The organism is Sphingomonas sp. Sphisp66, from assembly GCF_047324325.1.
In the GTDB taxonomy this organism is placed as follows: Bacteria; Pseudomonadota; Alphaproteobacteria; order Sphingomonadales; family Sphingomonadaceae; genus Sphingomonas.
The window spans coordinates 1,890,502-1,916,866 of record NZ_CP168508.1; the positions used below are offsets into that span (position 1 = coordinate 1,890,502).

Here is a 26,365-nt window from a genome sequence, read left to right on the forward strand (position 1 = left end):
TCTTTTGCCAGCCAGGGGACGCCTAGGTCTCGAGTTCCTGCTGTCCGGGGCAGAGCGAGGGCGTGACGCCGGTCACCCGGTAGATGCCCCTGGGGTGCTTCGCATTGGTGTTGCCGAGCGCGCTGTCGTCGCTGGTGTCGCGGCGGTCGCGGACCATCATCGAGGCGACCTCGTTGAACTCGGTGCTCGGCGACAGCGAGGTCTGGATCAGCGGGGTGTATTGATAGCGCACCTGGACGAACATGGTGACGCCGCTGTCCGGCGCGGCCACCTGGCGATTGGTGGGGCCGATGCCGGCCATGTTCTTGTCGCCCTGTGCGCCATAGGTCGAGTTGAGCGCCGTCTTGGCGCCCTTGCAGCGCTGCCAGCGGATCCGCGACTTGCCCGAATTGGTGGGATCCGGCTCGACGCTCGAGAGGATCACGCGCCCGTTGGTGAGCAGCTTGAGCTCGCCCGATTGCAGGTCGGCGCCGACAAGCAGGTCGCTGATGTCGGCCTCCGAGATCGTCTTGGCCTGGAGCTGGCTGCCGGAGCCGATGCGCGCGGCATTGTCGGCCAGGTGCAGCGCGATCTGGCCGATCCGCATCTTGGTGATCACATAGTTGGTCAGCTCCGCGCCCGCGAGGCTGAGCGTGAGCACGATGGGCAGCGAGAAGGAGAATTCGAGCAGCGCCACGCCGCTCTCGTTCTCGCGCAGGCGGCGGATCAGCCGGGGCAGATAGTGTCGCGCGCGCGTCACGGGCAATTCCTCACGGTCGGGGCCCCTTGGTCGCCATAGGGCTGGTTGCGCAAAATCGTCGACGCGCTCACCGTAGTGGTGTTCGATCCGCCGATGAGACGATAAATCGGGAAGAAGCGCGGATAGGTGACGGTCACGGTGTAGACCACGGCGTCCTTGGCGCCGCCCTGGCCCTCGTTGCCGCCGGTTGAATCCCATTTCTGGTTGCCGTTGTTATCCTCATAGGGCTCGCCCGGGGTGCCGCCCACCGGGCCGTCGCAGGTCCCGTTGCCATTGGTATCGGTGAACGGCTCGAATTTCGCCGCCGCGGCATTGGCGAAGGTGCGGTACCATTTGCGGGTGATCGCCACCGTGGCGTTGTTCGCCAGCAGCTTGGCCTGCTGCGACACCTTCGCGTCGAGGCTGCTCTGGGTATTGGCGGCGAGCCCGCTTTCGAGCGTCGCATCGCGCCCGACCTTCTGCACCACGCCCTGCAGCACCGCGCGCATGTAGAGCGTATGCGCGATGTCGAAGGCGCCGAGCAGCAGCATGGCCATCACCGGCGAGACGATCGCGAACTCGACGATCGTCGCACCGCGATCGTCGCGGGCAAGGCGGTGCAGCGCCCGGCGCGTCACTTGGTCAGCCTCAGCTGCGAGATCTGGTCGGCAATCGACTTGAAGGTCTTCTGCAGCGCGGCCGCATCGGTCGCGTCGAAGAAGCGCTCCGAGGTCGCGCATTTCTTCAGGCGATCCTTGGTGTCCTGGCTCTGGCCCTCGCCGAAGTTGATCACCCAGAGAGTGATGTTCTTCTTCTTCACCCAGTCGCAGATCGCCAGGAAGCGCAGGTTCACCTGCTCGTCGAGTTGCGCCTTGGTCGGACTCTCGTCGGTCTGGCGGCTATCGAAGAAGGGCAGGCCATAAGCGGCATAGTCATAGGTCTGCGCGTTGGTATCGCCGTCGGTCATGAAGATCATGTGCCGCTCGATCTCGCCACCCTTGGGAGTATAGGCATTCTCGGTCTTGAAGATGCCGGTGGGCGAGATGAACCGCGCCCCCCAGATCATGCCGATATCGTGATAGGTGTTGCCGTTGGGGGTGAGCGAGTTGACATAGTTCTGGAAGACGGTGGCGTCGGTCCAGGTCTGCAGCTTCCGCGCCTCAGTCGGGCAATAGAAGGTCGCGTTGTTGTTGTAGTCGGCGGTCGTGTTCGGCGCCGGATCGGCATTCCACCCGCTGGTGGGGTCCCAGCCGCTGCTGGGCCAGCTGGTGGCGTTGTAGTTCACGCCGTTCCCGGACTTGCGCGTGAAGATCAGGCGGGGGAGCGCGGGCTTCCAGCGCGTTTCGTCATTGGTCGGCACCATGTCGATGTCGAGATCGGTCGCCTCGGACGGGATCGGATCGTAATCGGTGGTCTTGTCGGTCGCGCGCTCCTCGATGCAGCCCGACCAGGTAATGGTGGCCGGGGTGACGTCGTTGCCGGGCGTCGTGTCCCCGACCAGCGCGGTGAAGGAGCTGTTCCAGTTGCTGCCGCCGGCCTTGAGCCCGCTGACATCCACTTCAATGCTGTTGTAGGTCCAGCTGGCGAACTTCTCCTGGTAGAAGGTCGTCGTGTCGGTGCGCTTGCGCCGGCAGCTCTTGTCGCTGCCTTGGGTATCGGGCGCACCGTTCCATCCCCATTCGCCATTGTTGCCGCCATCGCTTGCGGAGCCGTCGCTAGGGAAGCTCGTCGCGACGGTAGCCGTCGGCGGCGGGCCGCCGGAGGTGGTGGGGGAGGGCGTGAAGCTGCCGAAGCTCGTATTGCCCATGAACTTCAGGCAATTGGCCTGGCTGATCGAGCCGCCGCCATAGCTTTCCCAATAGGTGGTGGTGCTCTGGGGCGGCACCGCCATATTGGCCTGGCGCGTCTGATAGTACCATTTGTCGGCGATATAGTCGTTGGGCAGCAGCTTGCCGACGTTGACGTTGGTCGAATAGGGCACGAAGCCGAAGCGGATCTGCACCTGATCGCCCGTGCCGCCACTGGGCTCGTCGCCGTCGCAATCGACGTCTGGAATGTCGGTTCGCGCGACGATCTGGTAGAAGCACTTCACCGCCTTGCGAAGCGCCGCGATGCGCGAGCTGGAATTGCCGTTGCAGCTGGAATCGCCGTTCGGGCAATAGTTCATCGAGCCGGTGGTATCGAGGACGAACATCACGTCGGTGTTCGGCAAGCGCATCTCGGCGTCGCAGGCGACGGAGAGCTGCTCGTTGGTCTTGCCGAAGATGCGCATCAGCGTCATCGGCACGGTCGCAGAAGCAGTGCCGGAGACCTTGCCGGCCTTCTCGGTGAACGTCTTCGCCACGGTCGCCGGATCGATGCCATAGGCGTTCTTGTCGTAATTGGCGTCGAAATACTTCTCGGCCGTCTGGCGCGGCGTGTCGCCCCAGGTGCCGCCGCCCATCGTCTTGCGGCCCGCGAGCGCCGCGGCGTCGCAGGCATGTTGCAGACGCGTCTTGACGATGTACATGCGGCTGATGTCGACGCCGCCGCCCACCATGCCCGCAAGGGGGATCAGCGCTATCGCCATGATGGCCAGCGTATTGGCGCGCGTATCGCCTCCGAGCGCACCCAGAAAGGCGCGCGCCGACGCTGTATTCCCCCGTCCTTCGGTCATAGAAGGGCCCCTAATCCCCGTTCAACAAGGTTCCTTGGATCCATTGTCGCTAAATACGTATAAATCCGGATGGTTAACGCCGGCCTTAAGACCGTTGGGACTCGCGGCGTGACGGGGCTCGTGGAGGATCCGGAACGAGATCTCGTGCTCACCTATGCGCGTGTCGATCGTCGGGCTGGGCTGGTGGCGTTGCTGGCGCTCGACGATGCGCTGGCCAGGCTGCTGCGCACCACGCGCGAGCCGGCGCTCGGCCAGATGCGGCTCGCCTGGTGGCGCGAAGCGCTGGAGAAGCTCGATCATGCGCCTGCGCCTGCCGAACCGGTGCTGAAGGCGCTGGAGGCCGAGGTGCTGCGCCACGGTATTACCGGTGCCTCCCTGGTGCCGATCGTCCATGGCTGGGAAGTGCTGATCGAGGAGGAGCGGCTAGACGCCGATGCCATGCGCCGCTTCGGCGAGGGACGGGGGCAGTTGTTCGTCGCCGCCGGGGCGCTGCTGGGCAGCAGGGGCGACCCGCTCGCCCTTGCCGGGCAGGGCTGGGCGCTGGCCGACCTGGCGGGCAATCTCGAAGCCGAGGAGGAGCGGGCGATCGCCTGCGATCTCGCGCGTCCGCTGCTGGAGGGTGCTGCCGGGATGCGCTGGAGCCGGCCGGCACGCGCATTGGGGGCGCTCGCCCATCGCGCGCGGCTCGACCTTGCCGAGGCGCCCAAGGCGGCCGGTGCTCCCTCCCGGGTCGGGCGGCTGCTCTGGCATCGCCTCACTGGACGCTGACCGCGCGGCCGGGTTAGCCTCGCCCATGCAAGGGGGAGAGAGGCGAATGTGGCGCTATCTAGTGGGTGCGGGAGCGACTCTGCTGCTGGTCGTTGCCGGATTATTCCTGTTCCGCGGCGCCGCGAGCACCGAAACCAGGCTCCCTGCGGCGCCCGCTGCGGGAGTTGCCTCCGAAACGGAGCAGGATCTTCCCGCCGAGCCGCCCAGCGCCGCGGCGAAGACGCGCGAGCAGAAGCGCTTCGACCGGATCGACAAGGACAAGAACGACAGCATCGCCAAGGACGAATTCTTCGCGCTGCGCCGCAAGCTGTTCGCCCGGCTCGATACCGACCATGACGGCAAGCTGGGCTTCGAGGAATGGTCGGTGAAGGCGGTGGAGCGCTTTGCAGGCGCCGACAAGGACAAGTCGGGCACGCTAAGCCGCGCCGAGTTCGCCACCACCGCAGTCAAGCGCAAGCCGGCCAAGCCGCGCTGCGCCTGCACCCCCGCCGCGACTGCGGCGAAGGCGCCGGCAGCGGCTCAGGAGGCTTCGGCGGACGACAGCGAGGACTGAGCCATCCAGCTCTGCTTCGCCTCGCGGGCGCGATCGGTGTACATCAGCTTGCGATCGGCTTTCTTGGTCTTGCCCGGGATTGGCGGGAACAGGCCGAAATTGACGTTCATCGGCTGATAGGTCTCGGCCTCTGCTTCCCCGGTTATGTGCGAAAGTAGCGCCCCCAGGGCCATTTCGCGGGGCGGTGAGGTGAGCGTCTCGCCGGCCAGCTCGGCGGCGGCGAAGCGGCCTGCCAGGAGGCCGATCGCCGAGCTTTCGACATAACCCTCGCAGCCGGTGATCTGGCCGGCGAAGCGGATATGTGGAGCGTTGCGGAGGCGAAGTTGTGCGTCCAGTAGCTCGGGCGACTTGATGAAGGTGTTGCGGTGCAACCCGCCGAGCCGCGCGAACTCGGCATTCTCAAGCCCGGGAATCGTCCGGAAAAGAGCGACTTGCTCGGCATATTTGAGTTTGGTCTGGAAGCCGACCATGTTCCACAGGGTCGCCGAGGCATTGTCCTGGCGCAGCTGGACCACCGCATAGGGCCAGCGCCCGGTCTTCGGATCGTCGAGGCCGACACCCTTCATCGGGCCGAAGCGCAGCGTCTCGACCCCACGCTCGGCCATCACTTCGATCGGCATGCAACCTTCGAAGTACGGAACGTCTTCCCATTCGCGGAACTCGGTCTTCTCGCCGGCGAGAAGCGCGGCGTGGAAGGCGTAATATTGCTCCTTGGTCATGGGGCAGTTGATGTAATCCTTGCCCGTGCCGCCGGGGCCGACCTTGTTCCAGCGCGACTGGAACCAGGCGACGTCCATGTCGATCGAGTCGCGGTGAACGATCGGGGCGATCGCGTCGAAAAAGGCGAGCTGGTCCCTGCCGGTGGCGGTGCCGATGCTCTCGGCCAGGCCAGGCGCGGTGAGCGGGCCGGTGGCGACGATGGTGAGGCCGCTCTCGGGCAGCCGGTCCACCCGCTCGCGGACGATCTCGATGTTTGGATGCGCCATCAGCGCCGCGGTCACGCCGTCGGAGAAGCGGTCGCGGTCGACGGCCAGCGCCGAGCCGGCGGGCACCTTGTGCAGGTCGCCCTGCGCCATGATCAGCGAGCCGAGGTCGCGCATCTCCTGGTGGAGCAGGCCCACTGCATTGTTCTGGGCGTCGTCCGAGCGGAAGCTGTTCGAGCAGACCAGCTCGGCCAGCCCCTCGGTCTGGTGCGCCGGCGTCATGGTGCCGCTGCCGCGCATTTCGGAGAGGCGGACCTTGAAACCCTTGTTCGCGAGCTGCCACGCGGCTTCCGAGCCGGCCAGGCCGCCGCCGATGATATGAATGTCGTGCATGCGCCCCCGATAGAGCGATGCTTGGCATTGCGCCAGTCACGCGGCATCAAGGGCGAATGGACCGCCTTCGTACCGAACCGCTCTTCACCGCCGCGCTCATCGCCGGCGCCAGCTATTTCGCCAATTACTGGCTCGAGGCGGGCGGCACCGCCGCCGTCGTCTGGAAGGGGGCGGGCGTCGGCCTGCTCGCTTTGTGGGCGCGCAACAAGGCGGTGAATGGCGACGGGCGGATGATCGGCGCGGTGCTGGCGCTTGGCGCACTGGGTGACGTGCTGCTCGAGCTGCAGGGCATGGCGGCGGGCGGGCTCGCCTTCCTCGCCGGGCATTTCCTCGCCAGCTATCTCTATCTGCGCAACAAGCGCGTCCCCGCCGCGCAGTGGATCGCCCCGCCGGTCGCGATGGCCGTGGCATTGCTCGCCTGGTGGGTCTTCAAGGGCGGCTATCAGGTCGAGCTGCTCGCCTTCTACGTGTTCGGCCTCTCGTTGATGACCGCCTCGGCGATGCTCAGCCGGCTCGGCACGCTGGTCGCGGCCGGTGCGCTGCTGTTCTTCGTCTCCGACTGGCTGATCTTCCTGCGCGAGGGGCGCATGATCGCGCCGCAGATCGCGCATCTGCTGGTGTGGCCGACCTATTTCATCGGTCAGGCGTTGATCGCCTGGGGCGCGGTCCGTGCGCTTCGCGGAGAAAAGGCGGCGGCATGAAGATCTTCACCATCGGCTATGAGGCGACGACGATGGACGAGTTCATCGCGGCGCTGCGCAAGGCCGGGGTGGAGCGCGTGATCGACGTGCGCGCGGTGCCGCTGTCGCGACGCCCGGGCTTTTCCAAGAACATCCTCGCCGCCAGCCTGAAGGGGGCGGGGATCGACTATGTGCTGCTGAAGAATCTCGGCACGCCCAAGCTGGGCCGCGATGCCGCCAAGAAAGGCGACGTGAAGACGCTGCGCGCCGTCTATGACGGGCAGCTCCATCTGCCCGAGGCGCAGGCCGAGGCGGCGCAGATGCGCGCGCTGGCGGAGGAGAAGCCGAGCGCCCTGCTGTGCTTCGAGCGCAATCCCGAACATTGCCACCGCACGCTGCTGCTCGCGGCGGAAGGCGAGGGTGCCGAAGTGGTGGACCTCTACCCCTGATAAAGGCCGGGGCGGCCGGAATAAGGAATTCGGCCGCCCCGTAGGTTTGGGGGGCCGGCGACACAGAGGGGCAAGGCGCCGGCCCAGAACGCTCTGGCGGCCAGGTCTTGCTGTGGTGTTTCAGATTGTTGCGTGATCGGTCAGACCGTCTCGCCGGCCCGCACGATCGGCAGCGCGAAGCTGAAGATCGCGCCACCATCCGGGCGGTTCTCCGCCCAGAGCCGCCCGCCATGCGCTTCCACGATGGTCCGGCAGATCGGCAGCCCGAGCCCGGTGCCGCTTTCCTTGGTGGTGCGGAACGGCTCGAAGAGATTGTCGAGCATCGCCTCGCTCAGGCCCGGCCCGGTATCGGCGATGCTGACGACCACTTCCTCGGGCTCGATTCGCGTGGCCACCGTCACTTCGCGCCGCTCGCGCCCGGCAGTGGCCTCCACGCCGTTGCGGATCAGGTTGGTCAGCACCTGCTCGATCTGGAGGGTGTCGCCGATCAGATCGGCGGGAAGCAAATCGAAGTCGCATTCGATCTTCGCATCCCGCGATCCCTTGAGCTGGCGCACTGCGGAGCAGGCCGATTTTATCACCGCGTTGAGGTCGAGGTTCACCTGGGTGATCTCGCCGCTGACCGTGAAGGAGCGGATCTTGCGGATAATGTCCCCGGCCCGCAGCGCCTGGACCCGGGCGCGATCGAGAGCGTCGAGGATGTCGTGATCGGGATCGCCGCGCGAACGGGTGAGATAGCGGCACGCCTCGAGATAATTGGTGATCGCGGCGAGCGGCTGGTTGAGCTCGTGCGCCAGGGTCGAGGCCATTGCGCCCATCGCGTTCAGTCGGGCGAGCCGGAGCAGCTTCTCATGCACCTCGCGCAGCTGGGTGTCGGCTTCCATGTCGCGGGTGATGTCGATCACCAGCCCGAGCAGGCGCGGCTGGCCATCATGCCCGTCATAGCGACCCTGCAGCGTCACCCAGCGGCTCTCGCCATCGGGCATGGTGAGCTGCAGCGTCATATCGAGCGGCCCCCTGGTCTTCCGGGCATGCACGATCGCCTTGCGCAGTTCGATCACCTGATCAACGCCGAGCCGGTCGGCGACATCGGCCATGCGATATTCGCCGTCGTGCCATTCGAGGCCGAACAGGCGCGCGCTTTGCGGCGAGTGGCGGGAGCCGCCGCGGATCAGGTTGATCTCCCAGACGCCGACCCCGGCGGCTTCCTGGGCGAGGCGGAGCAGCTTCTCGCTCTCCTCCAGCGCGCGCTGCGCCTCGACGCGCCGCGAGATGTCGAGGATGACGATCGCGAGATAGTCGCCCGTGCCGTCACCCGAACGGACCAGGTTGGCGGTGCAATGCACCGGGCGCCGGCTGCCATCGGGCAGCACGATGATCCGGTCGTCGGAATAGAAGGGGACTTCGCCGCTGGCGAGCGCCTGGATCCCGTCGAGGCTCGATTGCCACTCCTCCGGAGAGCTGATCATCCGGCAGCTCGCACCGATCAGCGTCTCGCGCGGATAGCCGGTGAGCTCGCAGATCCGGTCGTTCACCTCGAGGAACACGCCGTCGGTGGACAGGCGGCCGACGCCGACGCCGGCCTGCTCGAACACCGCGCGATAGCGGCGCTCGGCTTCCTCGAGCCTGCGCCGGTCTTCCATCTCGGCAGTGACGAATTCGCTGGTGATCACCACGCCGGCGACCTGGTCGTCCTCGTCGCGCCAGGGACGGAAACTCCAGCGGACATAGTCGACGGTGCCGTCCGGATGGCGCAGGGCATCGGCGTTGCCCGAAAGCGCCTCGCCCGCCAGCACGCGGGCATATTGGTCACGGCGCTCCGGCGCGCAGACCGGGAAGACCTCGAAATGGCTGCGCCCTTCCACCGAAACATCCTCGGGCAGGCGGAAATCGGTGAGGAAGCGCTTCGACGCGGCGACGAAGTGGAGGTCCCGATCTAGAATCGCCACTGCAGATGTCGCATCGCGTGCCATGTTGGTGAGGTTGCGCCGCGCCATCTCGAGGCGCCGTGCGGCGAGGCTTAGCTTGTCTTCCGCATGGCGTTCATCGGCATAGGCGGCGAGCAGGAATATCGTCACGCAGGTCACGGCGACGAAGATCTGCGCCAGGAGCTGGCGATGTTCCGCCACCGCGGTGGAGAAGGGGCCGGTGTCGATCTCGGTGCTCCACAGCACGATCACCGCGCTGATCGCCACCGAGGTCGTGGCGCCGCGCAAATGCCAGCCGAGCGCGGCTAGAACGAGCGGCGGGAAGATCGCCCAGCTCATCGGGCTGCCGGTCGTCGTCAGGAAGGCATGGGCGGCGATGGCGCCGCAGAACAGCATGACGGCGATGAAGCCGACCCAGCGCAATGGCGACCAGCGCTCGCGCGGGGGCGTTGCCCAGACCAGCACCAGCGGCGCCACCAGGATCATGCCGATCCCTTGCTGGGCGAACTTGTCGACAAAGCTGAACGGGTGCCCCGCAGTGATCCCGCCGAGCGCGACGATCCCAGCGGCGACGATCGATCCGGCTACCGCGGCGAGGAAGATCCAGAGGACCGAGCGCGGATCGAGCAGCTCGTTCGCGCTTATGCCGCGGCGCTGGATCAGCCTCGCGGTAAGCAGCGCGCCAAGCGCGAGCCCCACCGCGCGAAAGGCCTGCTCGACCAGCGGAAAGGTGGACTGGAACAGCCAATAGGTCACCAGCACTGCCAGGACGAGCAGCGGCCAGAGCCGCGTGCTGGTCAGCATCAGCCCGCCCACAGAGACGCCGATGGCAAGGCCCAGGGGGGGATTATGGCCGGTGAACTGGTACCAATATGCCCAGGCGATGCAGCCGGCCAGAGCACCGACGAACAACATCAGCGCCGGACGCACCGCCGCAACCCAGTCTTCCGGCAGACGCTCCCTCACCGTTGCCATCCGATCTCCGTTCTCGGGGGAAGCCCATCGGAAATACTGACAGCGATGTAAATCCGCTAATTTACGGAATGGTTGCGCAATAATTTATCAAGCTGCGGCTTTTCTACGTTCCGCCATTTCCTCGTTGAGCATTTCGGCGAGCAGGAACGCGAGTTCCAGGCTCTGTCCCGCATTGAGACGCGGGTCGCAATGCGTGTGGTAGCGATCGGCCAGCCCCTGCTCGGTGATGTCGATCGCGCCGCCGGTGCATTCGGTGACGTTCTGCCCGGTCATCTCGGCATGGATGCCGCCCGCGAAGGTGCCTTCGGCGCGGTGGACGGCGAAGAAGCCGCGGACTTCGGCGAGAATGCGGTCGAACGGGCGGGTCTTGTAGCCATTTGCCGCCTTGATGACGTTGCCGTGCATCGGATCGCAGCTCCACACCACCGGATGCCCTTCGCGCTTCACCGCGCGGACGAGCTTGGGCAGGCCGGCCTCGATCTTGTCATGGCCATAGCGGGTGATCAGCGTCATCCGGCCCGGCGTGCGGCTCGGGTTGAGCGTGTCGAGCAGGCGCAGCAACGCGTCCGGCTCGAGGCTCGGCCCGCACTTCATGCCGATCGGATTGCCGATGCCGCGCAGGAACTCGACATGCGCCGAACCCTCGAAACGGGTGCGATCGCCGATCCACAGGAAGTGCGCGGACGTGTCGTACCAGTCGCCGGTCAGCGAATCCTGGCGCGTCATCGCTTCCTCATAGGGAAGCAGCAGCGCCTCGTGGCTGGTGTAGAAGCTGGTCGCCTTCAATTGCGGCACGCTGTCGGCATCGATGCCGCAGGCGGCCATGAAGTCGAGCGCCTCGCCGATCCGGTCGGCGACGTCGGCGTACTTCTTCGCCCAGGGGCTGCGGCCCATGAAGTCGTGGGTCCACTTATGCACCTGGTGCAGGTTGGCATAGCCGCCCTGCGCGAAGGCGCGCAGCAGGTTGAGCGTCGCCGCCGACTGCGAATAGCCCTGGAGCATGCGCTGCGGATCGGGAATGCGTGCCTCGGGGGTGAAGGCGATGTCGTTGACATTGTCGCCGCGGTAGCTGGGCAGCTCGACGCCGTTGATCGTCTCGGTATCGGCCGAGCGCGGCTTGGCGAACTGGCCGGCCATGCGGCCAAGCTTCACCGTCGGCAGCTTCGAGGCGAAGGTGAGCACCACCGCCATCTGGAGCAGCACGCGGAACGTGTCGCGGATGTTGTTCGGGTGGAACTCGGCGAAGCTCTCGGCGCAGTCACCGCCCTGGAGCAGGAACGCCTCGCCGCGCGACACCTTGGCCAGCTCGCTGGTCAGCTCGCGCGCCTCGCCGGCGAAGACGAGGGGCGGGAAGGAGGTCAGCTGGGTCGTCGCGGCGTCGAGCGCGCCCTGATCGGGGTAATTGGGCAGCTGGCGCGCCTCGGCGGCCTTCCAGCTCGAGGGGCTCCAGCTTGCATGCATGTCATTCTCCGCATCGCGCACGGTGACGTTCCAGTCGGCGGCACCGGCGATGCCGTGGGCGGCGATCAGGTTCATCACCTTGGCGTTCGCGCGCTTGCCGTCCTTCTCCCAGCCCTGGACGGTGGAGCCGGGAATGTCGAACCAGGCGCCGAATGCGGCGCGGGTGAGGGAGCGCTCCTCGCGGAAGCGGCGGATCTTGGTGCCTGCCAGTGTCGTCATAATGCGAGCGACTTACCCCCGCTGGGTAAAATCGTGCAAGCGAAAAATTTCCCCGATGGGGTAAACTTGCCTCGTCGTCCCCCGGGGCTAGAATTGCCAGCGTGTCCGCCGATGCCGTCGCAACCCTGACCGCCGACCTGCCGCCTTTGCTTCGCGCACTGCTGGTCGAGCGGTTCGCCGACAGCCCGCTCGCCTATCACAATCTCGATCACATCCGGCACATGCTGGACGGGCTCGATCGCTGGTTCGCCCCGGCACTGGGCGAGCGTGACCGACGGGTGCTGCGCACCGCGATCTGGCTTCACGATGCCTTTTACGACGTCGCTGCGAAGGACAATGAGCGGCGCAGCGCCGATATCGGACTGGCATTGCTGCAATGGCCCGAGGACGAGATGCGCGACTTCGAGGCCTGTGTGATGGCCACGGCCGGACATCGGACCGATCATGCGCTGGCCGGGATCCTGGTCGATCTCGATCTTGCCATCCTCGCAGCCGGGTCCGAGGTCTATCGACGCTATGCCCTGGCGATCCGCGACGAATATCGCCGCTATTCCGACGAGGCCTATCGTGCGGGACGGATCAAGGTGCTCGGCAGCCTCTGCGCCGCGCCGCTTCTTCGCGTCCTGTCCGCCGCCCGGGGCCTGCCGGAAACGGCGCTCGAGGATCGGGCGCGGGCGAACATGCGCTGGGAAGCGGAGCGGCTCGCGGCCGGCGAGGGAACGATCGAGGCCGCGCTCGCCTGAACCTGATCAATCCGGCAGCGTCTCGGCGAGCTTGTCGTACTGCAGGCCGATTCCGTGCAGGCGCGAGCCATTGTCCTCATAGCCGTCGAGATAGATGCCATGCTCGGTGTGGAGCAGCCTTGTGCCGTCGCCGTCGGGCAGCAGTTCGATCGAGCAGAGGTTCACGGAGATCGGCTTGCCGTTCAGTTTCATCCGATAGGCATAGACGATGCGGCGGTCGGGCACGATGTCGTGATAGGAGCAGTCGAAGCGGGTCACCGTGCCGCTTTTCCATTTGCCCTCGAGATGCTCGGTGCCGCCGACGCGGAAGTCGAAATGGCGGTCGACCATGTCCCAGGTCTCGTTGGGACCGGAGAACCAGCGCGCCTTGCCCTCTTCGGTGGCGAAGGCGGCGAATACCCTGGCAGGGCTCTGCTTGAAGCGGCGATCGATGACGAACTTGTCGTGGACGGCCTCGGCCATACTCAATTCTCCTGATCCTGGGCGTCGAGGAACTTGGCGAGGCGGTCGTAACGCGCCTCGGTCGCGCGGCGGCGCTCGACGATCCATTGCTCCACCGCGGCGAGCGCTAGCGGCTCGAGCGTGCAGGTGCGCACGCGGCCCTGCTTCTCGGTGCGCACCAGCCCGGCGCCCTCAAGCAGGCGGATGTGCTGGAGGAAGCTGGGCATCGCCATGGTGAAGCCGCCGGCCAGTTCGCTAACGCTGGCCGGGCCGTTGCCGAGCCGCTCGACCACCGCGCGGCGGGTGGGATCGGCAAGCGCAGCGAAGGCGGCGTCGATTTGGTTAGGCATGGGACTAAGTAATTTGGCGCGGGGTGGGGCGCAAGGGAAAGTTAGGTGGACGGGAAACTATGCATCTAAAGCCAACTCAGTTCCCCGGCGAAAGCCGGGGCTCAGGGTCACAAGCGACACGGCAGAGAAACCCTGGGCCCCGGCTTTCGCCGGGGAACGGGCAGGCTAGTATCCCGCTGCGAGATCAACCTCATTCTTCAGCGGTCGCCCGTCCACGAACGCCTGGACATTCTCCACGAACAGCGCCGCGGCGCGCAGGAACATGCGGGTCTGGCTGCGGCCCGACAGGTGCATCGAGTGGATGAGGTTCGGGGTAGTCCAGAGCGGATGCTCGGGCGGCAGCGGCTCGGGGGTCACCGTGTCGAGGAACGCACCGGCGATGCGCCGCCGGGTGCAGGCCTCGATCAGCGCGTCCTGGTCGATCAGCTCGCCACGACCGACATTGACGATCCAGGCGCTTGGCTTCATCGCCGCCAACTCCTCGGCACCGATCATCGCCCGGCTTTCGTCCGTGGAAGGGGCGGCGAGGAATACCCAGTCGGTCTCGGGCAGCAGGGCGCGCCATGCGTCCGGCCCCACCGTGCCCTCGGCACCGGAGCGGGTGACGCCGGTCACCTCCACGCCGAATCCCTTCAGCCGCTCGCCGATCAGCCGCCCGATCGTGCCATAGCCGATCACCAGCGCCTTGCTCTCGAACAGCTCGAGCTTGCCCGGCGCATCGACCGGCCATTCGTGGCGGTCGGCGGCGCGGACGACCTGGTCGAAGCGCTTGGCGGCGACCAGCGCGCCCATCACGGCATATTCCGCAACCGTGTGCGCATTGACGCCGCTGCCATTGGTCACCCGCGTGCCGCGCTCGCGCAGCAGTTCGGCGTCGAGCGCATCGAGCCCGGCATAGATGGTCGAGAGCCATTGCAGCCTGCTAGCCGCGGCCACGGTGCGCGCCCATTCGCGCGGGTTGTTGTTGTCGAGCCAGCCGATGTCCGCATCGCCGACAAGCGCGACAGCCTCGTCGGCCGAGGTGAACCAGTGGACGTCGAGCCCGGCGGGGAGCTGCGGCTCCACGAGCGGGCGGGCGAGGGCGGGGAGCACGGCCTTCATGGGGTTGGAGGCTAGCGCGGCTCCCGCCCGCGTTCAAAGCCAATCCTGATCCCCGGCGAAGGCCGGGGCCCAGTTGCAACGTCGTCCGCGAGGTTCTCCCGCCTCACCAAGGACATCGAGACTGGGCCCCCGCCGTCGCCGGGGATCCGTTCAGTTCTGGTGGCGCTCGAGGTTACGATCCCGATCCCGGTCGCGGCCATGATCCGAGGTGGCAGTCGGCGAAGGGGTAGGCGAGGGCGAACCCTCCGGGCGACGATCGCTGCGGTCGCGATCCCCGCGCGGGTTGTCGCGGGCATGGTCGCGTGCCTTCTCGGCCTGCTCGCGGCGATCATGGGCCGCTTTTGCCGCTTCATCGGCCTCGCGAACACGGTCCGGCTCGGGCGCGCGGGCCTTGCCGTCGTCGTCGAACTGGCGGACGGGCTTGCCCTCCCGGAAGACATAGCTGCGTTCGTCGCGCTGGACGAAGAAGGGCTTGCTCTCGCCCGGGCGGAAATAGGCGACTTCCTTGCCGTCGCGGTCCGAGGTGCGGACGATCCTGCCGCCGCGGGTCCAGGCCCAGCCCTCGCCATAGCGGATGCGCTGGACGTTCCGGCCCGCGCGGATCTCGTCCTCGATCGTGCCGGCATCGTGGAGCGGCGCGGCATCGGCGGCGCTGGTGCCGGCGGCCGCCTTGGGCACCGCGGCGACCGTCACCGCCGTCGCATCGTCGGAATCCTCGACCACCGGCACGTCGTTCAGCGTCGCATCATTGGGGGCGACCGCATTGTCGACATCGACCACGGCATTGTCGGTGGTCCTGGGCGCCTGGTTGCAGGCACCCAGTGCCAGCGCGGCGACCAGGGCGGTGAGGGGCAGGGACTTCAGCATACGCAGATACTCCGTTGTCGCCCCTCTTCCCGAGAGGCGCAGCACGGAGTGCAACGCGCTGGCGGCCCTGATTATCCGCCGAGCAGCGGCTTCCAGTCCCAGCCCATCGGATCGCCGTCCATCACCTCGACGCCGGCGGTGGCGAGTTCGTCGCGGATCGTGTCGGAGCGCTGGAAGTCCTTCACCAGCCGCGCTTCCTTGCGCTCGACCAGCCGGTCCTCGATCTCCTGGGCGGTGATCGTTGCCGCCGTGGGGCGCACGCGCAGGTCCTCGCGGCTCAGCTCGGTCAGCTTGAGGCCGAGCACGGCATCGAAGGCAGCCAGCCCGGCGAGGCGATCGGCGGGCGACAGCTTCTTCTCGGCGAGCATCTCGTCGAGCGCCGGTAGTGCCCTGGGCGTGTTGAGATCGTCCGACATTGCCTCGTCGAGCCGCTCGATCCAGGCGACGGGCGCAGTGCCCTCGCCCTCAGCCCGCGCCTTGAGCGCGGTCACCGTCATCACCAGACGTTTCAGCCGGGTCAGCGCCGCCGCCAGGTTCTCGGCCGAGAATTCCAGTTCGCTGCGATACTGCGCCTGCAGGCAGAGCAGGCGATAGGCGAGGGGATGCACGCCCGCGTCGATCAGCGACTGGAGCGTGGTGAAGCCGCCCTTGGACTTGGACATCTTGCCCTGGCGATCGACCAGGAAGTTGTTGTGCATCCAGAAATGCGAGCCCGTGTCGGAGCAGCCGCAGAATGCCTGATTCTGTGCGATCTCGTTCGGATGGTGGATCTCGCGGTGGTCGATGCCGCCGGTATGGATGTCGAACGGCGCCCCCAGATATTTGATGCTCATCACCGAGCATTCGAGGTGCCAGCCCGGCGCGCCCTTGCCCCAGGGGCTGTCCCATTCCATCTGGCGCTGCTCGCCTGGCGGCGACTTGCGCCAGATCGCGAAGTCCTGCGGATGGCGCTTGCCCTCCACCGCTTCGATCCGGCCCTCGCGTGCATCGTCCTGCGATCCGGCGAGCTTGCCGTAATCGGGCACGGTGGTGCTGTCGAAATACAGGCCCGAATCGAGCTCGTAGCAATGCTCGGGTGCAATCTTCTCGGCGAAGTCGATCATCTCGGCGATGTGATCGGTCGCGACGGACCAGCGCGTCGGCTGGCGGATGTTGAGATCGGAAATGTTCTGCTTGAACGCTGCGGTGTAATGCGCCGCGATGTCCCAGATGCTCTTCGCCTGGGCTTTGGCCGCCGCCTCCATCTTGTCGTCGCCGGCATCGGCGTCGCTGGTCAGATGGCCGACATCGGTGATGTTGATGACATGGGTGAGGGGATAGCCCTTCCAGCTAAGCACCCGGCTCAGCGTGTCGGTGAAGACATAGGCGCGCAGATTGCCGAGATGGGCATAGTTGTAGACCGTCGGTCCGCACGAGTAGACGCGGACCCCTTTTGCGGGGTCGAGCGGCTGGAAGGCTTCCAGGCTGCGGGTAAGCGAATTATAGAGCGTGAGTTGCGCGGTCATCCGGGCGGCATAGCGGCTCGGCGGGGCGCTGCAAGCCTCAGGCGGGCTCGGGCATCACCTCGACCGTGCTGTCCAGCGCCGCGCGGACCATCGCGCTCCAGACCTCCGCCGGATCGCCGCCCGCGGCCCGCCCGGCCTCGACCATGCCGCGAGTCGGCTCGCGCAGCGTGTGCAGGATAGCGACGGCGCGGTTGATCTCGGCGCGCCAGATCCGATCGACGATCACGCTCACCGGGTCGTCTGGCCCCTCATAGGCCTCGGCATTCGGGCTCACCATCTCGGCGACGATGACGCGGGCGATGCGCTCGACGGGTGAGGTCACGGCAATATCGGTCATAAGCGCTCCCATTCGCGGAGTTCCGACCCGCGAAAACGCGCGTCCGGCGAAACGGTTCAGGCGGCGAGGGCAGTCTCGCTGCGCCGGATCAGGCCGTTGCCGGTGCTGCCGCCCGCGAGCAGGGGCAGCGCGGTCGCGCAATAGGCGCATTCCGCGGTGAGCCGGCCGATCATCCAGTGCGATCCGCCACAGCCGGGGCAATAGTTCCGCTCCTGCGAACGATACGCGACGCGATAGCCGGTAAGGACATTTCGGATGCCGAAATCGTACATGCTTCGTCTCCCGATACTCAGGACCTCAACGGGAGCGAATCGCGATTTGTTCCGCACTCGGGTCGAAACGCCGGCGACGGACCGTGCAAAACTGTGGATAAGTGGCGCGAAAGCCACACTGGCCACGCCAAAGCGTCCATCCTGGTGTGAAATGTGACGCGAAAAAAGTGGAGGCCCGAGCCGGAATCGAACCGGCGTGCAAGGATTTGCAGTCCTCTGCGTCACCACTCCGCCATCGGGCCTCGGAGCGAGCGGCGGCAATGCGCAGGTGCTTGCCGCCATGTCAACATTGCAGTGCAAAAATAGCTGCGCACCTTGCTTGGCGAAGCGTTGCGAAGGGGATACAAGCCGCCCTACATAAACAGTGTATTGCGCAACTAACACGGTTGTGCCAGATAGCCGGGGTAATGATGGCTCTTACGGTAGATTCCGCGCCTGCCGAGGCGAACCGCTTCGAAACGATGCGCCATGCGATGGTTGCCAGCCAGCTGCGCACCAACGCCGTGAACGACACGCGCGTGGTGGAAGCGATGGCCCGCGTGCCGCGCGAGGACTTCCTTCCCCAGGCGCACCGCGCGATCGCCTATCGCGACACGCTGCTGCCGCTCGCCGGTGGCCGCAACCACAATCTGCCGCTCGCCACGGGCCGGCTGCTGACCGCCGCCGACATTCGCCCGACCGACAAGGTGCTGCTGATCGGCGCCGCCGGCGGCTATACCGCGGCGCTGCTCGCCGGCCTCGCCAATGCGGTGGTCGCGCTCGAGGAGGAGCCGGTGCTCGCCGCGCTCTCCCGCACCACGCTCGCCCCCTATGCCAATGTCGAGCCGGTCGAAGGGCCGCTCGGCGCCGGCCATGCCCCGGAAGGCCCCTATGACCTGATCGTCGTCGACGGTGCGGTCGAGGAGCTTCCCGCCGCGCTGCTCGATCAGCTCAAGCCCGAAGGGCGCGTGGTGACCGGCATCGTCGATCGCGGCGTGACCCGCCTTGCGTCGGGCCGCCGCACCGAAGGCGGCTTCGGCCTCGCCGATTTCGCCGACATCGAATGTGCAATTCTTCCTGGTTTCGAGCGCCTACGAACCTTTCAATTCTGACTTCTGAAAGAGGCTCATGCGAATTTCCTCTCTGTTCCTGGGCGCCAGCTTCATCGCGATCGCCGTGCCTGCCGCTGCGCAGACCACGACGACGCGGACGGGCACCGACACGCCGGTGCGCGTCGAGGTCGGCACTGCCGCGCCGGGCGAAGCCGCTCAGCCGACGACGACGCTGCGCGACGCACTGGTTCAGGCGTACAACACCAATCCGGGCCTCCAGTCGGACCGCGCCACCCAGCGCGCCAATGACGAGAATGTGCCGATCGCCCGTGCCGCGGGCCGTCCCGGCGTGAACGGCACCGGTTCGCTAAGCGACAGCATCTATGACAGCGACGCGCAGTCGGGCCCGCTGGCGGGGCCGACCCGCCAGGGCCGGCTTGGCCTCAACCTGTCGGTGCCGGTCTATTCGGGCGGCGCGGTGCGCAATTCGGTGCGCGCGGCGGAGACTCGCGTCGATGCCGGCCAGGCGAGCCTGCGCGGCTCCGAGGCACAGCTCTTCACCGACGCGGTGACCTCCTATGTCGACGTGCTGCGCTTCGAGGCGATCGTCCGCCTGAACCAGCAGAACGTCCACGTGCTCGAGGTCAACCTGCAGGCGACTCGCGACCGGTTCGAGGTCGGCGATCTGACCCGCACCGACGTCGCCCAGTCGGAGGCGCGCCTCGCGCTCGCCCAGAGCCAGCTCCGCACCGCAGAGGCCGGTCTGATCGGCTCGCGCGAAAACTATATCCGCATCATCGGTACCCCGCCGGGCGTGCTCGCCCAGCCGCCGGCGCTGCCGAACCTGCCGGGCGACGTGCAGGACGCGGAGCAGGCGGCGATCGCCAACAATCCGGATCTCGAGGCCGCGCAGAAGCAGCGCGACGCCACCGCGTTCGACATCAAGGCCGCCCAGGCGACGCGCTCGCCGCAGGTGGCCCTCACCGCCGGCACCAGCTACTATAACTATCTGGGTTCGCTGAGCGACCAGGCCCACACGCTGGGCGGGATCAATGCAAACGGCATCGCCAACACGGTCGGCGCCCAGGTCACGCTCCCGGTCTTCCAGGGCGGTCGTCCGGCTGCGCAGGTCCGCCAGGCCCAGGCACGCCGTGCCGCGGCGCTGGAGACCGTCACGCTCACCGAGCGCGGCGTGATCGCCCAGGTGCGCTCGGCCTATGCCAATTACCAGTCCTCGCTGCGGGTGATCGAATCGACCCGCGTCGCGGTCGATGCCAACAAGCTCAGCCTCGAGGGCGTCCGCGCCGAGAACAGCGTCGGCACCCGCACCATCCTCGACATCCTGAATGCGGAGCAGGAACTGCTCAACAGCCAGGTCAACTATGTCACGGCGGAACGCGACGCCTATGTCGCCGGCTTCCAACTGCTGGCGGCGATGGGCCGGGCCGAGGCGCGCGACCTTAACCTTGACGGCGGGCCGCTCTACGACCCCGAGATCAACTACAAGCGCGTGAAAAATCGCTGGTCGGATCGCAACGACGATCCCGAGCCGCAGGCGGTGGGAACCCGTACCAACCAGACGCCGGTGCAGACGCCCGACGTCACCGCCACCTCGCTCGATCCGGTGCTTCAGCGCAATGACGCCACGCGACCGGTTGACATTAACCGTAAAAAGCCGTGATTACCCGCCTCCGGGGCTTTTTGGAGTAGCCGGTTGATGGGGGACATCAGTAGCGAGCCGTCGATGGAGGAGATCCTTTCCTCCATCAAGCGCATCATCGCCGAGGAGGGCGATGCTGCCATCGCGACGCGTGCGCGCCGCGGCGGACGGTCTGCGACGACCGTGGCGGACAAGCCCGCCACGGTTGACGAGATTCTCGAGCTGAGCCAGCCGGTCGACGAAGACAGAGTGGAGACGCCGACGCCGATGTCGATGGGTTCCCCTTCGCAGCCCGAGGCGCCCGCCAAGCCGGCGCGTGCCGCGGCTACTGCAGCTCCCGCAGCCGAAGCACCGGCCGAACCGATCGTCTCGGAAAGCGCCGTCCAGGCGACCCGCGGGCCGCTCGAGGCGCTGTCGCGCATGGTGGTGAAGCCCGAGGTCACCGGATCGGACACGCTCGAGGGCATGGTCCGCGAGATGCTCAAGCCGATGCTGCGCGACTGGCTCGACGCCAATCTGCCGCGGCTGGTGGAAGACATGGTCGCGAAGGAAATCTCGCGGATCACCGGGCGGCAGTAAGCCGCCTTCCAATCCCAAGACCAATCCGTCATCCCGGCGAAAGCCGGGATTTCGTGCGGCTCTTTTCCCGTCATCGCCTGAGATTCCGGCTTCCGCCCGGATGACGATATTTTGTTGCGCGCGACCGATTGTAACGCCCGCAACCTTCCGGCTATCGTCCCGCTCCATGAAGCACATCCTGCTCGCGGGCGTTGCGCTCGCCGCCACCACCGCGCCCGCGCTGGCGCGTGACCTCACCATCCAGGACGTCGCCACCCTGTCGCGCGTCGGCGCCCCCGCGGTGTCGCCCGACGGGCATTGGCTCGTCTGGCAGCAGCGCGAGACCGATCTCGCCGCCAATCGCGGCCGCTACGACCTGTGGCGCCTCGACCTGACCGTGAAGGGCGCCAAGCCCGAGAAGCTGGTCGCGGAAGCCGATGTCAACGAGACCAGCCCGCAATTCTCCGCCGACGGCAAGACCGTGTGGTTCCAGTCGGACAAGGGCGGCGACGATGCCGTGTGGGGCGTCGCGGTCACCGGCGGCACGCCGACCCAGCTCACCCATATCCCGGGTGGGTTCAGCGGCTTCAAGGTCTCGCCCGACGGCTCGAAGCTGCTGGTCTGGGCCGATCGCAAGCCCGGCGCGCCCAGCCTCGAGCTTCCGATGATCAAGAAGGACCCGAATGCCGGCTCGGGCCGCACTTATGACCAGCTGTTCGTCCGCCACTGGGATACGTGGAGCAACGGCGATCGCTCGCAGCTCTTCGTCCTGCCCTTCGGCCCCAACGGCGCCACCGGCAACGGCACTCCGATCGTCGGCCAGCTGATCGGCGACACGCCCTCCAAGCCGTTCGGCGGCGGCGAGGAAGTGTCGTGGAGCGCGGACGGCAAGACTGTTTACTTTGCCCTGCGCGAAGCGGGCCGGATCGAGTCCAAGTCGACTAATCTCGACATCTTCTCGGCGCCGGCGGACGGCTCCGCGGCGCCGGTGAACTTGACCAAGGCGAACGAGGGGATGGACAATCTTCCCACCGTCTCGCCCGACGGCAAGTGGCTCGCCTATTTCTCGATGGCCCGCGCCACCTATGAGGCCGATCGCCAGGTCCTCCAGCTACGCAACCTCGCCACCGGCGAAGTGAAGGCGCTGACCCAGGCATGGGACCGCTCGGTCGGCTCGATCGCCTGGGCGCCGGATTCCAAGACGATCTACGTCACGGCCGAGGACACGCAGGAGAACCCGATCTGGTCGGTCGATCCCAAGACCGGCAAGGTCACCCGCCTGACCCAGCTCGGTAACGTCACCTCCGTGGTGCCGACCAAGGCGGGCATCGTCTATTCGATGAACAGCCTCACCGCGCCCGACGACTTCTACCAGCTCAAGGGTAAGGTCAGCACCCAGCTCACCGCGGTCAACGCCGAGAAGCTCGCCGGCATCGACCTGCCCAAGGTCGAGCGGTTCAGCTTCACCGGTGCCAACAACGACACCGTCTGGGGCTATTCGGTGCGCCCGGCCAGCCTGGCCGAGGGCAAGAAGGCGCCGATCGCCTTCATCGTCCATGGCGGCCCGCAGGGTTCGAGCAACAACAGCTGGTCCTATCGCTGGAACCCCGCGGTGTTCGCCGGCGCCGGCTATGCGGTGGTCGCGGTCGATTTCCACGGCTCGACCGGCTACGGCCAGGCCTTCACCGACGCGATCCGCAACAATTGGGGCGGCTGGCCGCTCGAGGACCTGCAAAAGGGCTTAGCCGCGGCGACGACCAAGTTCGCGTACCTCGACGCCGACAATGCCTGCGCACTCGGCGCCTCCTATGGCGGCTACATGATGAACTGGATCGAAGGCCAGTGGCCCGATCGGTTCAAGTGCATCGTCCAGCATGACGGCGTGTTCGACGCCCGCGCCATGGCCTATGAGACCGAGGAGCTGTGGTTCGACGAGTGGGAACATGGCGGCAAGGCCTATTTCGAGGACCCCGCCGCGTTCGAGAAGTGGAACCCGGTCAATTACGTCGACAAGTGGAAGACGCCCCAGCTGGTGATCACCAGCGAGAAGGACTTCCGCATTCCCTACACGCAAGGGCTGGCGGCGTTCACCGCGCTGCAGCGCAAGGACATCCCGTCCAAGCTGCTGGTCTTCCCGGACGAGAACCACTGGGTGCTCAAGCCGAAGAACTCGATGCAGTGGTATGGCACGGTGCTCAGCTGGCTGAACCAGTACGCGCCGCCGGCGAAGTAATGCCTCCGGCCGTCACCCCGTGCGAGCGGGGTGACGGCGGAACGGGCTCAGCCGAAGATCGTGTTCGTGCCCACGCCCAGCGCCAGCGACGGCCACAGCATCATCAGGATGCCGACCAGGCTGATCAGGAACACGATCGTCCGCGCCACCGGCACGCCGGCGGCATAGAGCGGCAAATAGACGATCCGTCCGCCGAGCCAGAGCAGCGCGCCAAGCTGGGTCCAGAAGGTCTGGGTGCCGGTCACGCTCAGCGCGACCACCGCGATGATCGCCAGCGGGAAGGTTTCGAAGAAATTCGCCTGCGCGCGCATCATCCGGCCGACGATCGGGGCAGGGGGCGGCAGCTCCTCGTCGCGTGCGCCCATGTTCCATTTCGGCCCATATTGCCGCGTCTTCACCTGCGCGGCGCCGAAGATATGCACGAGCGCCAACAGGCAACTCCAAACCAATACGGTCATTTCCAGACGCATCATCGCCTCCCTCCTTCGGCGTGGTCGTTACGCATTTGTATCAAGAACCCGCATTATCTGCGAGTTTTGTATCGACCCGGGCCCCGGCTCGCCGCTAAAGCCGCTCGATCATGAGCGAACTCCCCAAGACCTTCGACCCCGCCGAACTGGAAGCCCGCTGGTACCAGCATTGGGAAAAGAGCGGCCTGTTCCGCCCCGAGCGCGATGGCGCCGATCCCTGGACGCTGGTCAACCCGCCGCCCAACGTCACCGGCAGCCTGCATATCGGCCATGCGCTCGACAACACGTTGCAGGACATTCTGGTCCGCCATGCCCGGTTGAAGGGCAAGGACGCGCGCTGGGTGGTCGGCACCGATCACGCGGGCATCGCGACGCAGATGGTCGTCGAGCGCCAGCTCAACGCCCGGCAGCAGAAGCGCACCGACTTCACGCGTGACGAATTCATCGCGAAGGTCTGGGAGTGGAAGGAAGAGAGCGGCGGCGAGATCACGCAGCAGCTCCGCCGCCTCGGCTGCTCGATGGACTGGTCCGACGAGCGCTTCACCATGGACCCGGGCTTCTCCAAGGCCGTGCTCAAAGTGTTCGTCGAACTGCACAAGCAGAAGCTGCTGTATCGCGACAAGCGCCTGGTGAACTGGGATCCGGGCCTCGGCACCGCGATTAGCGACCTCGAGGTCGAGACCAAGGACGTCAAGGGCAGCTTCTGGCACCTGAAATATCCGCTCGCCGACGGATCGGGCTTCATCGAGGTTGCGACCACGCGCCCTGAGACGATGCTGGCCGACATGGCCGTTGCCGTGCACCCGACCGACGAGCGTTACGCTGCGCTGGTTGGCAAGCAGGTCAAGCTGCCGATCACCGGCCGTCTGATCCCGATCGTCACCGACGAGCATGCCGATCCCGAGCTCGGCTCGGGCGCGGTGAAGATCACGCCGGGGCATGACTTCAACGACTTCGAAGTCGGCCGCCGCGCCGGGATCGAGGCGCGCGACATGCTCAACATGCTCGATGCCAAGGCGCGCATCACCCAGACCAGCGACGGGCTCATCCCAGAGGAACTGCTCGGGATCGACCGGTTCGAGGCGCGCAAGTTGGTGGTCGCCCGCCTGAAGGAAGAAGGCTTCCTGATCCCGCATGTCGACAAGGACGGCGAGGAGCATGACGCCGAGCCGCGCACGATCGCGACCCCGTTCGGCGATCGCTCGGGCGACGTGATCGAGCCCTGGTTGACCGACCAATGGTATGTCGATGCCGCGACGCTCGCCAAGCCGGCGATCGAGGCGGTCCGCTCGGGCGCGACGAAGATCGTGCCGAAGAGCTGGGAAAAGACCTATTTCAACTGGATGGAGAACATCCAGCCCTGGTGCGTCTCGCGCCAGCTCTGGTGGGGACATCGGATTCCGGCGTGGTTTGGTCCTGCCAAGATGGCTGACGGCACGCCGGTGTATGGTCACGTCGGATTTTCTGCGGGCGAACCGAACCGATTGACCCACGCGTTCGTCGCCGAGACCGAGGATGAAGTTCGGCAAGCTGCGGTTGATTACTACGGCATTGAGGGACTTACTCCAGAACACATTCAGATTGTCGATTCTTGGGAAGAACAGAAGCGTTTCCGGGAAGCGCTGCGTGAGGAAGGGTTGGGGGCGATCATCCTCGTTCGCGACTCTGACGTGCTCGACACCTGGTTCTCCTCTGCGCTCTGGCCCTTCGCGACGATGGGTTGGCCGGAGAATCCCGATCCCACACTCGGCGGGCGCTATCCGAACGACGTGCTGATCTCGGGCTTCGACATCCTGTTCTTCTGGGATGCCCGGATGATGATGCAGGGCCTGCAGTTCATGAAGGCAGTGCCCTTCAAGACCTTGTACCTCCACGGTCTGGTGCGTGCGGCGGACGGGCAGAAGATGTCCAAGTCCAAGGGCAATGTCGTCAATCCGCTCGGGCTGATCGACAATTACGGCGCCGATGCGCTGCGCTTCTTCATGGCGGCGATGGAAAGCCAGGGCCGCGACATCAAGATGGATGAGCGCCGGATCGAGGGCTATCGCAACTTCGGCACCAAGCTGTGGAACGCCGCGCGCTTCGCCCAGTCGAACGGCATCGTCGCGTCGAAGACTATCGAGGCACCCGAGGCGTCGCTGGCCGTCAACCGCTGGATCATCGCCGAGACGGTCGCCACCGTGCAGACGCTCGACCTGGCGCTGGCCGATCTGCGCTTCGACGAAGCTGCCAACACGATCTACCAGTTCACCTGGAGCCGCTTCTGCGACTGGTATCTTGAGCTGATCAAGCCGGTGCTGCAGGGCGAGGGCGTCGAGGGCGCGGACGAGACCCGCGCTGTCGCGGGCTGGGTGCTCGACCAGATCCTGGTCATGCTCCACCCGTTCATGCCCTTCATCACCGAAGAGCTGTGGTCGAAGATGGGCCCGCGCGACTATGAGCTGATCGTCGCCAAGTGGCCGATGGCCGATGCCCGTGCGCTCGATCCCACGGCCGCGCAGGAGATCGACTGGCTGATCCGGCTGGTGAGCGAGATCCGTGCCGCCCGTACCGAGCTCAACGTGCCCCCGGGCGCACGTCTGCCGATCTTCGTTCGCGATGCCTCGGCGGAGACCGTCGCACGGCTCGGCCGTCAGGAAGCAGCGCTTGCGCGCCTCGCCCGTGTCGACCAGGCATCGGGGGAAGTCCCCGCCGGTGGTTCGCTGCAGATCGTCGTCGATGAGGCGACCTTCGTGGTGCCGCTCGGCGACGTGGTCGATATCGAGGCCGAGAAGGCACGCCTGACCAAGGCGATCGCTGCGGCCGAGAAGGAACGCGATGGCCTCGCAGGTCGCCTGAACAACCCGAGCTTCGTCGAGAAGGCAAAGCCTGAGGCAGTCGAGAAGGCCCGTGCCGACCATGCCGAAAAGGCCGCCGAGGCCGAACGGCTGAGCGCGGCGCTGGCGCGGCTCGGCTAATGTAGTTCGTCATCCCCGCGCAGGCGGGGATCCAGAGCCAAGAGCGACGTCGCTTGTAACCCTGGATCCCCGCCTGCGCGGGGATGACGGTTTATGCAACGGGGAACAAACCCGAAC

24 protein-coding genes and 1 tRNA gene are annotated in these 26,365 nt (G+C 66.4%); 10 read left to right on the forward strand and 15 right to left on the reverse strand.

The window, feature by feature from the left end; all coding sequences use genetic code 11:
- Positions 1-22: 22 nt before the first annotated feature.
- Genes ACEN8G_RS09240 through ACEN8G_RS09250 form a run of 3 tightly spaced genes read right to left on the reverse strand, consistent with a single transcriptional unit; the run spans position 23 to position 3,374 of the window.
- Positions 23-739: a TadE/TadG family type IV pilus assembly protein gene (locus ACEN8G_RS09240; protein WP_413415789.1), complete on the reverse strand. Its 717-nt coding sequence runs from the start codon at positions 737-739 to the stop codon at positions 23-25.
- Positions 736-1,356: a TadE/TadG family type IV pilus assembly protein gene (locus ACEN8G_RS09245; protein WP_413415788.1), complete on the reverse strand. Its 621-nt coding sequence runs from the start codon at positions 1,354-1,356 to the stop codon at positions 736-738. Before ACEN8G_RS09245 ends, ACEN8G_RS09240 begins: the two co-directional genes overlap by 4 nt.
- Positions 1,353-3,374 (reverse strand): pilus assembly protein TadG-related protein, encoded by a 2,022-nt coding sequence (locus tag ACEN8G_RS09250; RefSeq protein ID WP_413415787.1) that lies wholly within the window; start codon positions 3,372-3,374, stop codon positions 1,353-1,355. Before ACEN8G_RS09250 ends, ACEN8G_RS09245 begins: the two co-directional genes overlap by 4 nt.
- A gap of 108 nt (positions 3,375-3,482) precedes the next feature.
- On the opposite strand from ACEN8G_RS09250, the gene ACEN8G_RS09255 reads away from it, so the two are divergent.
- Positions 3,483-4,142 carry a squalene/phytoene synthase family protein gene (locus ACEN8G_RS09255; protein WP_413415786.1) on the forward strand — a complete coding sequence of 220 codons (660 nt, stop codon included), beginning with the start codon at positions 3,483-3,485 and terminating at the stop codon, positions 4,140-4,142.
- A gap of 46 nt (positions 4,143-4,188) precedes the next feature.
- A complete protein-coding gene (locus ACEN8G_RS09260; RefSeq protein WP_413415785.1) occupies positions 4,189-4,695 on the forward strand; it encodes a histidine kinase in 507 nt (168 codons plus the stop codon).
- Here the strand turns inward: ACEN8G_RS09260 and trmFO are convergent.
- A complete protein-coding gene (gene trmFO / locus ACEN8G_RS09265; protein WP_413415783.1) occupies positions 4,662-6,011 on the reverse strand; it encodes a methylenetetrahydrofolate--tRNA-(uracil(54)-C(5))-methyltransferase (FADH(2)-oxidizing) TrmFO in 1,350 nt (449 codons plus the stop codon). The two genes, ACEN8G_RS09260 and trmFO, sit on opposite strands and share 34 nt — an antisense overlap.
- A gap of 56 nt (positions 6,012-6,067) precedes the next feature.
- Here trmFO and ACEN8G_RS09270 point away from each other — a divergent pair, with 56 nt between their 5' ends.
- Positions 6,068-6,712 (forward strand): lysoplasmalogenase family protein, encoded by a 645-nt coding sequence (locus ACEN8G_RS09270; protein WP_413415781.1) that lies wholly within the window; start codon positions 6,068-6,070, stop codon positions 6,710-6,712.
- Complete coding sequence (locus ACEN8G_RS09275) at positions 6,709-7,140, forward strand: DUF488 family protein (protein WP_413415779.1); 432 nt, start codon at positions 6,709-6,711, stop codon at positions 7,138-7,140. Before ACEN8G_RS09270 ends, ACEN8G_RS09275 begins: the two co-directional genes overlap by 4 nt.
- 140 nt (positions 7,141-7,280) lie before the next feature.
- Here the strand turns inward: ACEN8G_RS09275 and ACEN8G_RS09280 are convergent, their stop codons facing one another.
- Positions 7,281-10,043 (reverse strand): PAS domain S-box protein, encoded by a 2,763-nt coding sequence (locus ACEN8G_RS09280; protein ID WP_413415778.1) that lies wholly within the window; start codon positions 10,041-10,043, stop codon positions 7,281-7,283.
- 87 nt (positions 10,044-10,130) lie between these two features.
- A complete protein-coding gene (locus tag ACEN8G_RS09285) occupies positions 10,131-11,504 on the reverse strand; it encodes a class II 3-deoxy-7-phosphoheptulonate synthase (protein WP_307119601.1) in 1,374 nt (457 codons plus the stop codon).
- Between the two features lie 320 nt (positions 11,505-11,824).
- Here ACEN8G_RS09285 and ACEN8G_RS09290 point away from each other — a divergent pair, with 320 nt between their 5' ends.
- Positions 11,825-12,466, forward strand: a complete 642-nt coding sequence (locus tag ACEN8G_RS09290; RefSeq protein ID WP_413415776.1) for a hypothetical protein — start codon at positions 11,825-11,827, stop codon at positions 12,464-12,466.
- A 6-nt stretch (positions 12,467-12,472) separates the two neighbouring features.
- On the opposite strand, the gene ACEN8G_RS09295 is transcribed toward ACEN8G_RS09290, so the two are convergent.
- The 8 genes from ACEN8G_RS09295 to ACEN8G_RS09330 form a co-directional block, all read right to left on the reverse strand.
- Positions 12,473-12,928 carry an SRPBCC family protein gene (locus ACEN8G_RS09295; protein ID WP_413415775.1) on the reverse strand — a complete coding sequence of 152 codons (456 nt, stop codon included), beginning with the start codon at positions 12,926-12,928 and terminating at the stop codon, positions 12,473-12,475.
- A 2-nt stretch (positions 12,929-12,930) separates the two neighbouring features.
- A complete protein-coding gene (locus ACEN8G_RS09300) occupies positions 12,931-13,257 on the reverse strand; it encodes an ArsR/SmtB family transcription factor (RefSeq protein WP_413415774.1) in 327 nt (108 codons plus the stop codon).
- A gap of 165 nt (positions 13,258-13,422) precedes the next feature.
- Positions 13,423-14,358 (reverse strand): D-2-hydroxyacid dehydrogenase, encoded by a 936-nt coding sequence (locus tag ACEN8G_RS09305; protein ID WP_413418127.1) that lies wholly within the window; start codon positions 14,356-14,358, stop codon positions 13,423-13,425.
- 150 nt (positions 14,359-14,508) lie between these two features.
- A complete protein-coding gene (locus ACEN8G_RS09310) occupies positions 14,509-15,225 on the reverse strand; it encodes a hypothetical protein (RefSeq protein WP_413418129.1) in 717 nt (238 codons plus the stop codon).
- Between the two features lie 71 nt (positions 15,226-15,296).
- Entirely contained in the window at positions 15,297-16,730 is a 1,434-nt protein-coding gene (cysS, locus tag ACEN8G_RS09315) for a cysteine--tRNA ligase (RefSeq protein ID WP_413418131.1), read from the reverse strand.
- A 37-nt stretch (positions 16,731-16,767) separates the two neighbouring features.
- A complete protein-coding gene (locus ACEN8G_RS09320; RefSeq protein ID WP_413418133.1) occupies positions 16,768-17,067 on the reverse strand; it encodes a hypothetical protein in 300 nt (99 codons plus the stop codon).
- Between the two features lie 56 nt (positions 17,068-17,123).
- Entirely contained in the window at positions 17,124-17,339 is a 216-nt protein-coding gene (locus ACEN8G_RS09325) for a hypothetical protein (protein WP_307119221.1), read from the reverse strand.
- Positions 17,340-17,507: 168 nt separating this feature from the next.
- Positions 17,508-17,581: transfer RNA gene (locus ACEN8G_RS09330), tRNA-Cys, on the reverse strand.
- A 168-nt stretch (positions 17,582-17,749) separates the two neighbouring features.
- Here ACEN8G_RS09330 and ACEN8G_RS09335 point away from each other — a divergent pair.
- The 4 genes from ACEN8G_RS09335 (at position 17,750) to ACEN8G_RS09350 (ending at position 22,821) form a co-directional block, all read left to right on the forward strand.
- Complete coding sequence (locus ACEN8G_RS09335; protein WP_413740774.1) at positions 17,750-18,430, forward strand: protein-L-isoaspartate O-methyltransferase family protein; 681 nt, start codon at positions 17,750-17,752, stop codon at positions 18,428-18,430.
- A 16-nt stretch (positions 18,431-18,446) separates the two neighbouring features.
- Entirely contained in the window at positions 18,447-20,051 is a 1,605-nt protein-coding gene (locus ACEN8G_RS09340) for a TolC family outer membrane protein (RefSeq protein WP_413418137.1), read from the forward strand.
- A gap of 36 nt (positions 20,052-20,087) precedes the next feature.
- Positions 20,088-20,609, forward strand: a complete 522-nt coding sequence (locus tag ACEN8G_RS09345) for a DUF2497 domain-containing protein (RefSeq protein WP_413418139.1) — start codon at positions 20,088-20,090, stop codon at positions 20,607-20,609.
- 166 nt (positions 20,610-20,775) lie between these two features.
- Entirely contained in the window at positions 20,776-22,821 is a 2,046-nt protein-coding gene (locus ACEN8G_RS09350; protein ID WP_413418141.1) for a prolyl oligopeptidase family serine peptidase, read from the forward strand.
- A gap of 47 nt (positions 22,822-22,868) precedes the next feature.
- On the opposite strand, the gene ACEN8G_RS09355 is transcribed toward ACEN8G_RS09350, so the two are convergent.
- Complete coding sequence (locus tag ACEN8G_RS09355; RefSeq protein ID WP_413416537.1) at positions 22,869-23,291, reverse strand: MAPEG family protein; 423 nt, start codon at positions 23,289-23,291, stop codon at positions 22,869-22,871.
- 110 nt (positions 23,292-23,401) lie between these two features.
- Here ACEN8G_RS09355 and ACEN8G_RS09360 point away from each other — a divergent pair, with 110 nt between their 5' ends.
- Positions 23,402-26,248 (forward strand): valine--tRNA ligase, encoded by a 2,847-nt coding sequence (locus tag ACEN8G_RS09360; RefSeq protein WP_413416520.1) that lies wholly within the window; start codon positions 23,402-23,404, stop codon positions 26,246-26,248.
- Positions 26,249-26,365 lie beyond the last annotated feature (117 nt).

Bases quoted from the DNA above. Each gene is read 5' to 3' on its own strand.
- ACEN8G_RS09250 (WP_413415787.1), bottom strand. From the start codon at position 3,374: ATGACCGAAGGACGGGGGAATACAGCGTCGGCGCGCGCCTTTCTGGGT.
- ACEN8G_RS09260 (WP_413415785.1), top strand. From the start codon at position 4,189: ATGTGGCGCTATCTAGTGGGTGCGGGAGCGACTCTGCTGCTGGTCGTT.
- trmFO (WP_413415783.1), bottom strand. From the start codon at position 6,011: ATGCACGACATTCATATCATCGGCGGCGGCCTGGCCGGCTCGGAAGCC.
- ACEN8G_RS09270 (WP_413415781.1), top strand. From the start codon at position 6,068: ATGGACCGCCTTCGTACCGAACCGCTCTTCACCGCCGCGCTCATCGCC.
- ACEN8G_RS09275 (WP_413415779.1), top strand. From the start codon at position 6,709: ATGAAGATCTTCACCATCGGCTATGAGGCGACGACGATGGACGAGTTC.
- ACEN8G_RS09280 (WP_413415778.1), bottom strand. From the start codon at position 10,043: ATGGCAACGGTGAGGGAGCGTCTGCCGGAAGACTGGGTTGCGGCGGTG.
- ACEN8G_RS09285 (WP_307119601.1), bottom strand. From the start codon at position 11,504: ATGCATGCAAGCTGGAGCCCCTCGAGCTGGAAGGCCGCCGAGGCGCGC.
- ACEN8G_RS09295 (WP_413415775.1), bottom strand. From the start codon at position 12,928: ATGGCCGAGGCCGTCCACGACAAGTTCGTCATCGATCGCCGCTTCAAG.
- ACEN8G_RS09300 (WP_413415774.1), bottom strand. From the start codon at position 13,257: ATGCCTAACCAAATCGACGCCGCCTTCGCTGCGCTTGCCGATCCCACC.
- ACEN8G_RS09305 (WP_413418127.1), bottom strand. From the start codon at position 14,358: ATGAAGGCCGTGCTCCCCGCCCTCGCCCGCCCGCTCGTGGAGCCGCAG.
- ACEN8G_RS09310 (WP_413418129.1), bottom strand. From the start codon at position 15,225: ATGCTGAAGTCCCTGCCCCTCACCGCCCTGGTCGCCGCGCTGGCACTG.
- cysS (WP_413418131.1), bottom strand. From the start codon at position 16,730: ATGACCGCGCAACTCACGCTCTATAATTCGCTTACCCGCAGCCTGGAA.
- ACEN8G_RS09320 (WP_413418133.1), bottom strand. From the start codon at position 17,067: ATGACCGATATTGCCGTGACCTCACCCGTCGAGCGCATCGCCCGCGTC.
- ACEN8G_RS09325 (WP_307119221.1), bottom strand. From the start codon at position 17,339: ATGTACGATTTCGGCATCCGAAATGTCCTTACCGGCTATCGCGTCGCG.
- ACEN8G_RS09335 (WP_413740774.1), top strand. From the start codon at position 17,750: ATGGCTCTTACGGTAGATTCCGCGCCTGCCGAGGCGAACCGCTTCGAA.
- ACEN8G_RS09340 (WP_413418137.1), top strand. From the start codon at position 18,447: ATGCGAATTTCCTCTCTGTTCCTGGGCGCCAGCTTCATCGCGATCGCC.
- ACEN8G_RS09345 (WP_413418139.1), top strand. From the start codon at position 20,088: ATGGGGGACATCAGTAGCGAGCCGTCGATGGAGGAGATCCTTTCCTCC.
- ACEN8G_RS09350 (WP_413418141.1), top strand. From the start codon at position 20,776: ATGAAGCACATCCTGCTCGCGGGCGTTGCGCTCGCCGCCACCACCGCG.
- ACEN8G_RS09355 (WP_413416537.1), bottom strand. From the start codon at position 23,291: ATGCGTCTGGAAATGACCGTATTGGTTTGGAGTTGCCTGTTGGCGCTC.
- ACEN8G_RS09360 (WP_413416520.1), top strand. From the start codon at position 23,402: ATGAGCGAACTCCCCAAGACCTTCGACCCCGCCGAACTGGAAGCCCGC.